A 13369-nucleotide genomic window follows, 5' to 3' on the forward strand; every position below is an offset into this window, starting at 1 on the left:
CCGGGCGCCGCCCGGCCGCCGCTGCAGGGTCACGTGCGGCCGAGGACGGTCAGGGCGGTGAGGGAGACGGTGCCGACCAGGACGGTCGAGAGGGCGCCCAGGAGGAGGCCGCGCCGGCCCGTCCGCAGCAGGGCGCGGACGCGGACGGACGTCCCCAGGCCGAACATCGCCGCCGCCAGCAGCACCGTCGAGAGTTCCTTCGCGCCGGTGAGGACGGGGTCGGGGACGACGTCCGCGCTGCGCAGCAGCAGCATGGCCAGGAAGCCGGCGACGAACGGCGGCACGATCGGCGGGCGCTTCCGGCCGTCGGCCCCGCCGGCCCTGCGTTCGAGGACGCCCATCCCCGCGACCATCGGCGCGAGCAGCACCACCCGGGTCAGTTTCACGATCACGGCCGTGCCGACCGCCGCCGCACCGGCCGGGGACGCGGCCGCGACGACCTGCGCGACCTCGTGGACGCTCAGCCCGGCCCACATGCCGAGCGTCCCGGGGTCCAGGCCGAGCACGCTGGCGCCGAGGAACGGGACGGCGGCGATGGCGGCGCCGCCGTAGAGCGTCACGAGCGTCACGGCGGTCGCGACGTCCTCCTTCTCGCTGCGGGCGACGCTGTCCATGGCCACGATGGCGGAGGCGCCGCAGATCGAGAAGCCGGTGGCGACCATGAGGCCCAGGCCGTGCGACACGCCGAGCAACCGGCCGAGCGCGAGCGTCCCGGTGAAGGCGAGCAGGACGGTGACGACCACCACGGCGAGGAGGCCGGGCCCGAGGCGCAGCACCTCGGTCAGGCTGAGCTGCAGGCCGAGCAGCACCACACCGGCGCGAAGGAACGTGCGGGTCGCCTGCCGGAGGCCGTGCGCGGTGACCGCGGGCAGCGCCCCGCCGGCCAGCACGCCGATGAGCACCGCGACGGTGAGCGCGCTCAGCGCCGGGACGAGCAGGTTGATCGCCATCGCGACCGCGGCGCCGCCGGCCGCCACCGCGATGCCGGGCCCGGCCCGCCGCCGCCGTGCTCTCGCCCGCCGCGGGCGGATCGCTTCCAGCGTGCTCATGCGTCCGAGCCTTCCGCGGCGGCCGCGGTCCCGGTACCGGCCGATTCGACCTCACGTCATAGCCTGAGGGCATGACCCCGGAGTCCGACGCCGCGCTGCCCGACATCGAGTCGCTGCGGCTGCTCGTCCTGGTCGCCGAACGGCGGAGCCTGACGGCCGCCGCCACGGAGCTGCGGATCAGCCAGCCGTCCGCGAGCAAACGGCTGTCCCGGCTGGAACGCCGGCTGGGGGTCCGGCTCGTCGACCGGACCCGCCGCGGCTCGTCCCTCACCCCGGCCGGGACGCTGGTGACCGGGTGGGCGCTGCGCGTCCTGGACGCCCTCAACGCGCTCGCCGGCGGCGTCGAGGCGCTCCGCCGCGAGCACACCGGCCAGCTCACCGTCGCGGCCAGCCTCACCATCGCCGAGTACCTGCTGCCCGCCTGGATCGGGGAGCTGCGCCGCGCCGACCCCGACCTGCACGTCGGCATGCAGGTGACGAACTCGGCGCACGTCTGCGAGCTCGCGCGGCGGGGGGAGGTCGACATCGGGTTCATCGAGTCGCCGGGCCGCCCGGCGGGGCTGCGGTCCCGGTCGGTGGCGGGGGACCGGCTGGTCCTCGTCGCGGCGCCCGGTCACCCCTGGACGCGCCGGAAACGTCCCGTCCCACCGGCCGAGGTCGCCGCGACGCCGCTGATCAGCCGGGAGGCGGGCTCGGGCACCCGGCAGGCCGCCGCGCAGGCGATGGCCGCGCACGGCCTCGACCTCGCGCCGCCGCTGCTGGAACTCGGCTCCAGCACGGCCGTGCGCAGCGCGGTGGTCGCGGGAGCGGGTCCCGCTCTGATCAGTGATCTCGTCGTGGCGGCCGATCTGGCCACCGGGACGCTCGCCGAGATCCCCATCGAGGACGTGACGGTGGAGCGTTCCCTGCGGGCCGTCTGGCGGACCGGCACCACCCCGTCCGGTCCCGCCGCCGCGCTGCTGTCCCACGCGCGCCGCCCATCGGCCCGAGCCTGAGGGACGACGGCGCCCGTCAGGAGATCTCGTTCTCGACCTGCTTGCGCAGCACCTTGCCGGTGGCGTTCCTGGGCAGCGGCTCGGTCGTCACCTGCCAGCGGGAAGGGACCTTGAAGTAGGCGAGCCGTTCCCGCGCGAAGGCCGCCAGTTCCTCGGCCGGGGGCGCGGCGTCGGCGAAGACCACCACCGCCGCGACCTCCTGGCCGAGATCCTGGTGCGGGACGCCGACGACGGCGCACTCCCGGAGCCCCGGGTACTCGGCGAGGACGTTCTCGATCTCGGTCGGGTAGATGTTCTCGCCGCCGCGGATGATCAGATCGGAGCGGCGGGTGGTGAGCCGCAGCCGCCCCCGCTCCATGACGCCGATGTCGCCGGTGTGCAGCCAGCGGTCGCCGATGGTGCGGTCGGTGGCCTCGGGGTCCCGCCAGTAGCCGATCATGTTGTAGGCGCTGCGGGCGCACACCTCGCCCTCGACGCCCTCCGGGACCGGCCTGCCCTCGGCGTCGCGGATCTCCACCTGGACGCCGAGGTTCGGGCGGCCGAGCGTTCCCGGCGCCTCGGCGAGGTCCATGGGGGTGGCGACGGAGATGGCGGTGCACGACTCCGTCAGCCCGTAGCTGTCGACGAGGGCGCCGCGCGCGGGCGGGAACACGGCCTGGAGCCGCTCCTTGAACGCGGGCGAGGACGGCGCGGAGGCCAGCGCGAACGCGGTGAGCGACGACAGGTCGTACTTCGACAGGTCGCCGTGCTCCATCATGCGGTGCGCCATCGTCGGGACGGCGCCCCAGTTCGTCACCCGTTCCTTCTCGACCAGGCCGAGGACCCTGTCGACGTCGAACGCGCCCTCGGTCATGATCACGGCGGTGCCGGTGGCGAGCCGCGGGACGGCCAGGTTGTGCAGGGACGCGATGTGGAACAGCGGCAGCGCGAGCAGGTAGCGGCGCGACGCCGGGTCGATGCCGAACGCGCCCATCATGGCGTCGTTGAAGCGGTGGTACTCGATCACCGAGGTGAGGTTGCGGTGCGAGTGGACGGCCCCCTTGGGGCGTCCCGACGTGCCGCTCGTGTAGAGGATGATCGCGGGGTCGTCCTCGGCGACGTCCGGAACGTCCAGCTCGGCGGCGGGGTAGCGCCCCGTCAGCGACGGGACGTCCCTCTCGACCGTCAGGACGTCCTCGGAGATCAGCGCGGCCCGCTTCGCGTCCGCGATCACGATCTTGGGGTCGGTGTGGGCGAGCGCGTACTCGATCTCCTGCGGCGCCCACCAGGCGTTGTAGCCGACGGGGACGGCACCGGCGGCGATCGCCGCCCAGAAGGAGACGATCCATTCCGGGCTGTTGGCGGCGTTGATGGCGATGCGGTCGCCGGGCTCCACCCCGAGGTCGTCACGCAGCGCCTTCGCCATGGAGGCGACGGCGGCGGCGTGCTCGGCGAAGCTCAGCCGGCGGGACGCGGTGACGATGTAGTCGCGGTCGCCGTGCGACGCCGAGCGGGCGAGCACCTCGCCGAGACTGCGGGCGCGGCCCGCGAACACGGGCAGCCGGGTGCCGAGCACGTCCTCTTCGCGCAACTCGAACTCGCCGCCGGGACCGGTCAGCTTCTGGACGATCTCCATCGGACCCCCTCCTCCTCGCCGGGCGGTTCATTCTCGACCCGGGATCGCGGGCTTCACCAGCACATTCCGCTCAGCGGGACGGCGGAGGGCCTCCCTCGGCGGCGAAATTCCCGGTGAGCGGGACTGGGCCTATCACGTGCGCCGCGTCACATCACCATGACCGTCACCAGGACTGAGTGGACCGGACCTGCCGAAACGGCGGGGCGGGCCGGGCTGGGCGCGAAGCAGGACTGAGCGGAGTGGCAATGGGAAGCCTGAGCGACAAGGTCGCCATCATCACCGGAGCGGGGCAGGGCGTGGGGCAGGGCATCGCGCTCGCCCTCGCGTCCGAGGGCGCCGCGGTCGCCGTGCTCGGCCGCACGGAGGCCAAGCTGGACGCGACCTGCGAACTGATCCGGGATCGGGGCGCGAAGGCGGAGGCGTTCGTCTGCGACGTCGCCGACACCGAAGCGATCCCCGGCCTGGTCGGACGGGTCGCCGACACGTTCGGCGGCATCGACGTCCTCGTCAACAACGCCTATTCGGGCTCCTACGGCCCGCTGCTCTCGATGAGCGACGCCAAGTTCCAGAAGGGGTTCCTCACCGGCCCGTTCGCCGCGTTCGCCTTCATGAGGGCGTGCCATCCGCACATGAAGGCACGCGGCGGCGGCAGCATCGTCAACCTCGTCACCTCCGCCATGGTCCGCTGGGACCCGGCCACCTACGGCGCCTACGCCGCCGCGAAGCAGGCGCTCCGGTCGCTGACGCGGACGGCCGCGGCCGAGTGGGGCCCGGACGGGATCCGCGCCAACAACATCGCCCCGCACGCCCTCTCTCCGGGGCTGAAGTGGTGGGCCGACAACAACCCCGAGGCGGCGGAGGAGTTCCGCGGGACGATCCCGCTCGGCTACATCGGCGACTGCGAAGAGGACATCGGCCGGGCGGTGGTGGCCCTCGTCCAGCCGGCCATGCGCTATCTCACCGGCGCCACGGTGCCGCTGGACGGCGGCCAGGCCAACTTCGGCTGACGGCGGCCCGCAAGCGCATCCCTCGGCCAGGAACGTTCCACACGGCGCCGCGGCGCAGACGCCGCCTTTGCGCGCCGCTCCCGGCGACACAGACCACCGTCCCCCGCCCGACATCACCCACCCCACTCGCCGCCCACGCGGCCGGTGAAAGGAGTACGACCGATGAAGGTCGACAAGATGGGACGCCTCGCAGCGGGTGCCCTCGTGGTCGCGCTGGCGACCGCGTCCTGTTCCAGCAGCCGTTCCGGCGACGACGGGCTGTCCTCCGGCGACGCGGACGGCAAGCCGGCCGCCGCCGGGACGTTCGGGACGCTCCCGTCCCCGTGCGGGCCGGGCGACGCCAAGGGCAAGACCGACCAGGGCGTCACCGACGACCAGATCACGGTCGGGTTCGGCGACGACCGCGGCTTCCCGTCCGCGCCGGGCCTGTCCAAGGAGATGGGCGACGCCGTCGCCGCGATGATCGACTGGTGCAACGATCAGGGCGGCATCAACGGGCGCAAGATCAAGGGCAACCAGTACGACGCCGCCTACATGCAGTCCGCGAAGGTGATGCAGGAGGCCTGCAAGCAGGACTTCTTCCTCGTCGGGCAGGGCTTCGCGATGGACGAGGCCGCCGAGCAGTACCGGGTGGCGTGCAAGCTGCCGACGGTCGCCGGCTTCACGGTCGGCCCGAACGCCGCCATGGGGCCGATGAAGTACGAGGCCGTCCCGTACCCGGTGGACCTGATGAACATCGGCGGGCTCCGCATCGCGGAGAAGCTCTTCCCCGACTTCAAGGACAAGACGGACATCCTGCTGTCCACGTCCCCGGCCGTCAGCGCCGGCACCAACAAGATCACCGGCGCGATGAAGGAAATCGGCATGGAGCCGATGGAGTGCGGCGTCCGGCTGAACGACAAGGGCGAGAGCAGCTACATGCCGTTCGCCGAGAAGATCGAGGACTGCGGGGCGCAGTACCTGTGGTCGTCCGACTCGCCCGACCCCGGCCAGTTCAGCCTGCTGGAGTCGATCGAGCGGGCGGGCGCCGAGCCGAAGTACGTCTTCGAGGCGACCTGGTACAGCCGGCTGGTCTCCAAGTGGAACACCTCGGGCACCGGCGACAACATGCACATCGGCATGATCTTCCAGCCGCTGGAGAACGCCGGCGAGGTCCCCGCGGTCAAGCAGTACATGGACCTCGTCAACGCGAAGAAGGGCAAGGTCGCCCTGCTCGGCATGCAGGCCACCTCGTCGTTCCTGCTGTGGGCGCAGTCCGCGGACAAGTGCGGCTCGGACCTGACCCGGCAGTGCGTGATCAACGAGCTGTCCAAGGTGCACGAGTGGACGGGCGGCGGCCTGCACGCGCCGACCGACCCCGGCAACAACAAGCCGGCGTCGTGCGGGCTGATGGTCAAGCTCAACGGGACGAAGTACGAGCAGGTCCACCCGAAGAACGCCGGTGAGTTCGAGTGCGGCCCCGAGTTCGTCGTCAAGATCGACCAGAAGAACTGGGGGACGGAGCTGAACGGCGACCGCATCTCGACGAAGTTCCTGACCGGCGACGTCATCAAGCCGCAGACGTCCTGATCCGGCTCCTGATCCGGACGCCGGCGGAGGCGACCACATGGCGGTGAACACATGACGACGTTCCTGACCTACACGATCCTCGGCCTGGTCCTGGGATCGGTGTACTCCATCGCGGCCTCGGGGCTCGTGCTGACGTACAACACCTCGGGGATCTTCAACTTCGCCCACGGCGCGCAGGCGATGTTCGGCACGTTCCTGTACTGGCACTTCACCGAACGGTGGGGCTGGCCGGTGTGGCTCGCCCTGATCATCGTGATCGGGGTCGTCGGCCCCGCGATGGGCGCCGCGCTGCACACCGCGATCATGCGGGGCCTGCGCGGCACCGCCGACGTCACGAAGATCATCGTGACGGTGGCGGTGCTGCTCGGCACCGTGTACCTCGCGCAGTGGGTCTGGAACCCGGACGAGGCCCACACCGTGGACATGTTCTTCGGTGCGGGCGCGAAGATCACCGTGGCCGGGGTGGTCATCAGGTACCACGAGATCGTCTGCCTGGTCGCCGCCGTCGCGATCGCCGCCGGGCTGCGGGTGCTGTTCACCCGCAGCCGGGCCGGCGTGGTGATGCGCGGCTCGGTCGACGACCCCGACCTGCTGCGGCTGAACGGCCACGACCCCGAGCGCGCGGCGATGCTGTCGTGGGCGCTCGGCTCGACGCTCGCCGTCCTCGCCGGGGTGCTGATCGTGCCGATCAGCGGCGGCGGGCTGGACGCGAACATGCTGACGCTGCTGGTGATCGACGCGTTCGCGGCGGCGATGTTCGGCCGGCTGCGCAGCATCCCCCGCACGTTCGTCGGCGCGATGGTGCTCGGCCTCGCCGCGAACTACGTGCTCGCCTACCTGCCGTCGGCGGGCACGTTCACCGGCAACCTGCGCGTCTCGCTGCCGATGATCCTGCTGTTCGTCGTGCTGGTGGTGCTGCCCCAGGACCGGCTGCGCGGGGCCGCGATCCGGACCCGCGAGCGGTACCGGGCGCCGACCGTCCGCGCGGCGGCGGTCTGGGGCGCCGTGCTGATCGCGGTCGTGTACCTGTACAGCCTGCTGCTGTCGGACGGCGCCGTCACCACGTTCGCGCTCGGCATGACGTTCGCGATCATCGCGCTTTCGCTGACCGTGCTGACCGGCTACGCGGGCGAGCTGAACCTCGCGCCGCTGGCGTTCGGTGCGGTCGCGACCGTCGTGGCGTTCCACACCGGCGTGGAGGGCACCGGCCTCGCGTCGTACATGACCGTCCAGGGCCTGCTGCTGGCCGTGGTGGTGGCGGCGCTGGTCGGCGGGCTCGTCGCGCTGCCGGCGCTGCGGCTGCGCGGCCTGTACCTGGCGCTCGCGACGATGGCGTTCGGCGAGTTCCTGTCGAACATGGTGCTGCGCGACACCACCGAGCACGAGCTTTTCGGGTTCGAGTTCACGCTGTTCCCGGACGGCTCGCTCGTCGTCCCGCCGCTGAAGGCCGGCCCGCTCGACCTGCGGGACGGGACGACGTTCCTGATGACCGCCACGGTGCTGTTCGCCCTGATCGCGGTCGGGCTCGCCGCCCTGCGGGGCAGCGGGTACGGGCGGCGGCTCGCGGCGATGAAGGACAGCCCGGCGGCGACGGCGATGCTGGGGCAGAACCTCGTCCGGCTGAAGCTGAGCGTCTTCATGATCTCCGCGGCGATCGCGGGGCTCGGCGGCGTACTGATGTCGGCCGCGACCGGTACCGTCGCGCAGGAGAACTTCTCCTTCATCGGCAGCCTGTCGCTGCTGATGCTGGTCGTGGTGGCGGGCATCGGCTACATCAGCGGCGCCCTGTTCGGCGGCCTGATGGCGGGCGTCGGCGCGACCGTCCTGGTGGCGACGTTCGGTGACCTCGCGCTGGAGAACGAGGGCTTGGCCACCATCTACGACGCGCTCGGCCACCTCGTCCTGGTCGGGACGGCGCTGGTCGGGATGGGCGTCGGCAGGAACCCGAGCGGCATCGTCCACGACGTCATCGAGGGCTACCGGGCGATGCGCGGCGCCAGACCCGTCGTGTACGGGGCGGCGGCGTTCGGCGTAGTCCTGTACGTCCTCGCGCTGACCGGCGTGATCGGGACCTGGACGTTCGCGCTCATCGTGCTGTGCGTGGTGATGGTGCTGCCGGTCTTCGGCCGCATGTACCTGGACGAAGGACGGCGCACACGTCCGACCCCGCTGGAACTGGTCGGCGTGGACGAGCCCTACACCGACGAGCTCCGGGCACGGCTCGACCGCGAACTCGGCCTGCCGGTCCTTGAGAAGGGAGGGGCCAATGCCTGAAACGAGGATCCTGCTCGAAACGCGGGGCATCACCGTCCGGTTCGGTGGCAACACGGCCGTGGACGACGTCGGCGTCACCATGGAGGAAGGGCGGATCACCGGGCTGATCGGCCCGAACGGCGCCGGCAAGACCACGATGTTCAACACCATCACCGGCTTGCAGAAACCCGCGTCCGGCCAGGTGCTCTTGGACGGGGACGACATCACCAAACTGTCCCCGGCCAAGCGCGCGCGGCGCGGCATGGCGCGCACGTTCCAGCGGCTGGAACTGTTCCTTTCGCTGTCAGTGCGCGACAACGTGCGCGTCGCCGGCGACGTCCTGCGCAGCACCGGCCGCAAACGCTTCGACCTGGACGAGGAGACCGAAAAGGTCCTCGAACGGACCGGGCTCACCCACATCGCCGACCGCGACGTGTCCGACATCCCCATCGGACGGGCCCGCGTCGTGGAGGTGGCGCGCGCGCTGATGACCTCACCGCGCGTCCTCCTTCTGGACGAGCCCGCGTCCGGGCAGACCGAAGGCGAGACGGAGGCGTTCGCCGAGATGCTCACCGCCCTCGCCGGCGAGGGCCTCGCGATCTGCCTCGTCGAGCACGACCTGCCGCTCGTCATGAAGCTGTGCTCCACCATCCACGTCCTCGACTACGGCGCGCTCATCGCGTCCGGGACACCACCGGAGATCAAGGAGTCGCCGGAGGTCATCGCCGCCTACATCGGCACAGAGGAGGCCAGTCATGGCTGAGGTCGTTCCGCAGCCGCGTGCGGCGGACGATGACACCGCCGCCCACGACGGCACCGCCGCCCCGGACGACGCCGTGCCGCTGCTGGAGCTGGCCGGCGTCCGTGCGGGCTACGGCGCGATCGAGGTGCTGCACGGAGTCGACCTGGCGCTGAAGCCGGGTTCGCTGCTGGCGCTCCTCGGCCCGAACGGCGGCGGCAAGTCGACGACCATGCGGGTGTGCGCGGGCCTGCACCCGGTGTCCGGCGGTGAGCTCCGGTTCGCGGGACGCAAGGTGAACGGCATCTCGGCGCAGGACGCGGCCCGCGTAGGCGTGTGCTCCATCCCGGAGGGCCGCGGGATCTTCCCCAACCTGACGGTGCGGGAGAACCTGTGGGCCGCCACCGGGACCGGCGCCCGCCTGGAGGACATGGAGGAGAAGGCGTACGCCCGCTTCCCGATCCTCGGGGAGCGCCGCCACCAGCTCGCCGGATCGCTGTCCGGCGGCGAGCAGCAGATGCTCGCGCTGTCGCGCGCACTCGGCACCGATCCGGCGGTGCTGCTGCTCGACGAGCTGTCCATGGGCCTCGCGCCCATGATCGTCACCCGGATGTACGAGACGGTCGCCGAGCTCGTCGCGGGCGGCCTGTCGGTGCTGGTCGCGGAGCAGTTCGCCCGCGCCGTCCTGCCGATCGCCGACACCGCCGCGCTGATGCTGCACGGGCGCGTCGTGGCGGCCGGCCCGCCCGGCGAGTTCGAAGACCGGCTGTCCAGCGACTACCTGGGAGGTTGACCCCAATGCTCACTGAGGAACGGCGCCAGCGGTTCAAGGACGACGTGGCGCGGCAGAAGCTCAAGACCGATCAGTCCCGCTTCGACGGCGTGTTCCGCATCGTCGGCGTCGTCGCGATGGTCGCCGGTGTCGCCGGCGTCTTCGTCGCCTACAACGTCTCGCTGACGAAGGACGACATGCGGGACGTCGGCTCGTTGCAGACACTCGCGGTCGGTTTCCTGGCGGTGACCGTCCTCGGCGCGGCCCTGTACCTGGCCGCCGCGGTCACCCGCGTCCTGCGCCTGTGGCTGCTGCGCCAGCTGGCGGAGCAGCAGTCCCAAGCCGACCAGATAGCCGAGGCGCTCAAGTCCCGTTGATCTGCGGCGTGTCGCCCTCGTCCGGCCCCTCGAAAGGGCGACACGCCGCAGATCAACGCGGTGGATGCTCCCGGTCAGCGGGACGCCGGGGGCTTGCCGGCGTCCCGCTGATTAACGTCTCGTCCAGATGGAGGACCCTTCAATGAACTTCCCGAAGCCCGATGTGTTCGCGCCGGCGAAGCTGGGGCCGGTCACGCTGCGGAACCGCGTCATCAAGGCGGCGACGTACGAGGGCCTGACCAGGAACGGCCAGGTCACCGATGCGCTGATCGACTTCCACGTCCGGCACGCGCGGGGCGGCGTCGGGATGACCACCGTCGCGTACTGCGCGGTGGCGCCGGAGGGCCGTACCGACCGCCGGCAGATCCACTGGACGGACGGGGCGATGCCCGGCCTCCGCGAGCTGACCGACGCCGTGCACGGCGAGGGCGCGGCGGTGTCCGCGCAGATCGGGCATGCCGGGCCGGTCGCCAACCCCAAGAGCAACAAGCTGCCCGCGCTCGCACCCGGCCGGCACTTCCACGCCACCACGCAGAGCTTCGCCAAGGCCGCCACGCCCGCGGACCTGGACCGCATCGTCGAGGCCCACGGCCGCGCCGGCAAGAAGGCGATCGAGGCCGGATTCGACGCCGTCGAGATCCACATGGGGCACAACTACCTGACGAGCTCGTTCCTCAGCCCGAAGATCAACCACCGCAAGGACGAGTACGGCGGCTCGCTGGAGAACCGCGCCCGGCTCGCGCGCGACGTCGCCCGCGCCGTCCGCGACGCCGTCGGCGACCGCATCGCGATCACCGCGAAGCTCAACATGGACGACGGCGTGCCCGGCGGGTTCTGGCTGGACGAGGCCATCAAGGTCGCGCGGTGGCTGGAGGCCGACGGCACGGTCGACGCCCTCCAGATGACCGCCGGCAGTTCCCTGCTCAACCCGATGTACCTGTTCAAGGGCGACGCGCCGCTGCGGGAGTTCGCCGCCGTGATGAAGCAGCCGGTCAAGCTCGGGATCAAGCTCGTCGGCAGGCGTTTCCTGAAGGAGTACCCGTACGAGGACCTCTACCTCCTGAAGGACGCCCGGCAGATCCGCGCGGCGGTCGACCTGCCGCTGATCCTGCTCGGCGGCGTCACCACCAAGGCCACCATGGACACCGCCATGGCGGAGGGCTTCGAGTTCGTCGCGATGGCCCGCGCCCTCCTGCGCGAGCCCGACCTGATCAACCGGATCAAGGACGAGCCCGCGACCGAGTCGCTGTGCATCCACTGCAACAAGTGCATGACCGCGATCTACGGCGGCACCCACTGCGTCCTGTCCGCCGAACCGGCCTGGGGGAGCGCGAGTGCGTGACGAGACGATCGCCGATCTGCTGCTCGCGCGGCTGAACGACGACCGTCCGGGCCTGCGCAGCCGCGAACGGACCTGGACGTGGGACGAGGTCGTCCGGGAGAGCGCCGCCCGCGCGTCGCTGGCGCGCGCGCTGCGCCGGGACGGGCCGTTCCACATCGGCGTGCTGCTGGAGAACGTCCCCGAGTACGTCCTGTGGCTGGGGGCGGCGGCGCTGAGCGGCGCCACGATCGTCGGCGTCAACCCGACCCGGACCGGCGCCTACCTGGAGCAGGAGGTCCGGCACACCGACCTTCAGCTGCTCGTCACCGACCGGTCCGGGCTGGAGCTGCTGGACGGTCTCGACATCGGCGTCTCGCGCGACCGTTTCCTCCTGATCGACGATGACGACTACGCGGCACGGGTCGCGGCCTGCGCGTGCGAGCCGAAGCCCGGCGAGTCCATCACCCCGGAGACGCAGATGCTTCTGCTGTTCACGTCCGGGACGACCGGGAAGTCGAAGGCGGCGCGCTGCTCGCAGGGCAGGCTCGCCGAGCTGGGCCGCAACAACAGCGCCAAGTACGACGTGAAGCGCGAGGACGTCTGCTACTGCCCGATGCCGCTGTTCCACGGCAACGCGCTGATGGCGCTGTGGGCCCCGGCGCTCGCCGCCGGCGCGACCGTGGCACTGGGGAAGAAGTTCTCCGCGTCCGGGTTCCTGCCGGACGTGCGGTTCTACGGCGCGACGTTCTTCACCTACGTCGGCAAGGCGATCGGCTACGTCCTCGCCACGCCGGAGCGGCCGGACGACGGAGACAACACGCTCACGCACGGGTTCGGGACGGAGGCGTCCCCCGAGGACAAGGCCGGGTTCCTGCGCCGCTTCGGCGCGAAGCTCGTCGAGGGTTACGGCTCCAGCGAGAGCGCCGGCATGATCACGCGGGCCCCGGACACGCCGCCGGCCGCGCTCGGACGTCCCGCACACGACGGCGTCCGGATCGTCCACCCGGAGACCCGGGAGACCTGCGCCCCCGCCGTCCTGGACGAGCACGGCCGCGTCACCAACGCCGAAGCCGCCGTCGGAGAGATCGTCGACGTGCACGGCGCCGCGAAGTTCGAGGGCTACTACGACAACCCCGAGGCCGACGCGGAGCGGGTCAGGCACGGCTGGTACTGGACGGGCGACCTCGGCTACGTCGACGGCGGCGGGTTCCTGTACTTCGGCGGACGGTCCGGCGACTGGATCCGGGTCGACTCGGAGAACATCTCCGCGCTGCTCACCCAGAACGTCGTCCGCCGCCACCCGAGGGTCGTGGACGCGGCCGCGTTCGGCGTCCCCGACCCGCGCTCCGGCGACCAGGTGATGGCGGCGATCGAGATCCCGGCGGGCGTCACGTTCGAGGACCTCGGCCTCGCGGCGTTCCTCGCCGCCCAGGACGACCTCGGCACCAAGGGCGCACCGCGCTTCGTGCGCGTCTCGCACGCGCTGCCGACGACCGGTTCCGGCAAGCTCAGGAAGAAGGAGATGCAGCTCGAAGGCTGGCGGACGAGCGACCCCGTGTACCGGTGGGCGGGCCGGGGGGAACCCGGGTACGTCCTGATGACCGAGGCGGACAAGGCGGCGCTCCGCGAGGAGTTCGCCGCCGCCGGCCGTGGCCGTTTCCTCCCGTGACCA

General features: G+C 71.6%; 11 protein-coding genes. 9 read left to right on the forward strand and 2 right to left on the reverse strand.

The annotated features are described in order from the left end of the window. Nucleotides 1-29: 29 nt before the first annotated feature. Nucleotides 30-1049: a YeiH family protein gene (locus ACTWPP_RS03495; protein ID WP_443102575.1), complete on the reverse strand. Its 1020-nt coding sequence runs from the start codon at nt 1047-1049 to the stop codon at nt 30-32. Between the two features lie 71 nt (nt 1050-1120). Here ACTWPP_RS03495 and ACTWPP_RS03500 point away from each other — a divergent pair, with 71 nt between their 5' ends. Further along, nucleotides 1121-2044 carry a LysR family transcriptional regulator gene (locus ACTWPP_RS03500; protein WP_443102576.1) on the forward strand — a complete coding sequence of 308 codons (924 nt, stop codon included), beginning with the start codon at nt 1121-1123 and terminating at the stop codon, nt 2042-2044. Between the two features lie 16 nt (nt 2045-2060). Here the strand turns inward: ACTWPP_RS03500 and ACTWPP_RS03505 are convergent, their stop codons facing one another. After that, nucleotides 2061-3659, reverse strand: coding sequence for a class I adenylate-forming enzyme family protein (locus ACTWPP_RS03505; RefSeq protein ID WP_443102577.1), 1599 nt, complete (start codon nt 3657-3659; stop codon nt 2061-2063). Between the two features lie 245 nt (nt 3660-3904). Between ACTWPP_RS03505 and ACTWPP_RS03510 the strand changes: the two genes are divergently transcribed. The 8 genes from ACTWPP_RS03510 (at nt 3905) to ACTWPP_RS03545 (ending at nt 13366) form a co-directional block, all read left to right on the forward strand. Then, on the forward strand, nt 3905-4666 hold the full coding sequence (locus tag ACTWPP_RS03510; RefSeq protein WP_443102578.1) for an SDR family NAD(P)-dependent oxidoreductase: 762 nt from the start codon (nt 3905-3907) through the stop codon (nt 4664-4666). A 162-nt stretch (nt 4667-4828) separates the two neighbouring features. Further along, nucleotides 4829-6235, forward strand: coding sequence for an ABC transporter substrate-binding protein (locus ACTWPP_RS03515; RefSeq protein WP_443102579.1), 1407 nt, complete (start codon nt 4829-4831; stop codon nt 6233-6235). 51 nt (nt 6236-6286) lie between these two features. Beyond that, nucleotides 6287-8509: a branched-chain amino acid ABC transporter permease gene (locus ACTWPP_RS03520; protein WP_443102580.1), complete on the forward strand. Its 2223-nt coding sequence runs from the start codon at nt 6287-6289 to the stop codon at nt 8507-8509. Next, the gene (locus tag ACTWPP_RS03525) at nt 8502-9251 is read left to right on the forward strand and encodes an ABC transporter ATP-binding protein (RefSeq protein WP_443102581.1); all 750 of its coding nucleotides are present in this window, start codon (nt 8502-8504) and stop codon (nt 9249-9251) included. Before ACTWPP_RS03520 ends, ACTWPP_RS03525 begins: the two co-directional genes overlap by 8 nt. Further along, nucleotides 9244-10020 (forward strand): ABC transporter ATP-binding protein, encoded by a 777-nt coding sequence (locus ACTWPP_RS03530; RefSeq protein WP_443102582.1) that lies wholly within the window; start codon nt 9244-9246, stop codon nt 10018-10020. Before ACTWPP_RS03525 ends, ACTWPP_RS03530 begins: the two co-directional genes overlap by 8 nt. Before the next feature lie 5 nt (nt 10021-10025). Beyond that, nucleotides 10026-10376: a hypothetical protein gene (locus ACTWPP_RS03535; protein ID WP_443102583.1), complete on the forward strand. Its 351-nt coding sequence runs from the start codon at nt 10026-10028 to the stop codon at nt 10374-10376. A 142-nt stretch (nt 10377-10518) separates the two neighbouring features. Continuing rightward, nucleotides 10519-11718, forward strand: a complete 1200-nt coding sequence (locus tag ACTWPP_RS03540) for an NADH:flavin oxidoreductase (RefSeq protein ID WP_443102584.1) — start codon at nt 10519-10521, stop codon at nt 11716-11718. After that, on the forward strand, nt 11711-13366 hold the full coding sequence (locus tag ACTWPP_RS03545) for an AMP-binding protein (RefSeq protein ID WP_443102585.1): 1656 nt from the start codon (nt 11711-11713) through the stop codon (nt 13364-13366). Before ACTWPP_RS03540 ends, ACTWPP_RS03545 begins: the two co-directional genes overlap by 8 nt. Nucleotides 13367-13369: the final 3 nt, after the last annotated feature.

Origin of the sequence: Actinomadura sp. 3N407 (genome assembly GCF_052245875.1) — a bacterium.
In the GTDB taxonomy this organism is placed as follows: Bacteria; Actinomycetota; Actinomycetes; order Streptosporangiales; family Streptosporangiaceae; genus Spirillospora.

Coding starts and splice junctions, on each gene's coding strand:
- ACTWPP_RS03510 (WP_443102578.1), top strand. CDS start 3,905: ATGGGAAGCCTGAGCGACAAGGTCGCCATCATCACCGGAGCGGGGCAG.
- ACTWPP_RS03525 (WP_443102581.1), top strand. CDS start 8,502: ATGCCTGAAACGAGGATCCTGCTCGAAACGCGGGGCATCACCGTCCGG.
- ACTWPP_RS03495 (WP_443102575.1), bottom strand. CDS start 1,049: ATGAGCACGCTGGAAGCGATCCGCCCGCGGCGGGCGAGAGCACGGCGG.
- ACTWPP_RS03505 (WP_443102577.1), bottom strand. CDS start 3,659: ATGGAGATCGTCCAGAAGCTGACCGGTCCCGGCGGCGAGTTCGAGTTG.
- ACTWPP_RS03535 (WP_443102583.1), top strand. CDS start 10,026: ATGCTCACTGAGGAACGGCGCCAGCGGTTCAAGGACGACGTGGCGCGG.
- ACTWPP_RS03515 (WP_443102579.1), top strand. CDS start 4,829: ATGAAGGTCGACAAGATGGGACGCCTCGCAGCGGGTGCCCTCGTGGTC.
- ACTWPP_RS03500 (WP_443102576.1), top strand. CDS start 1,121: ATGACCCCGGAGTCCGACGCCGCGCTGCCCGACATCGAGTCGCTGCGG.
- ACTWPP_RS03520 (WP_443102580.1), top strand. CDS start 6,287: ATGACGACGTTCCTGACCTACACGATCCTCGGCCTGGTCCTGGGATCG.
- ACTWPP_RS03540 (WP_443102584.1), top strand. CDS start 10,519: ATGAACTTCCCGAAGCCCGATGTGTTCGCGCCGGCGAAGCTGGGGCCG.
- ACTWPP_RS03530 (WP_443102582.1), top strand. CDS start 9,244: ATGGCTGAGGTCGTTCCGCAGCCGCGTGCGGCGGACGATGACACCGCC.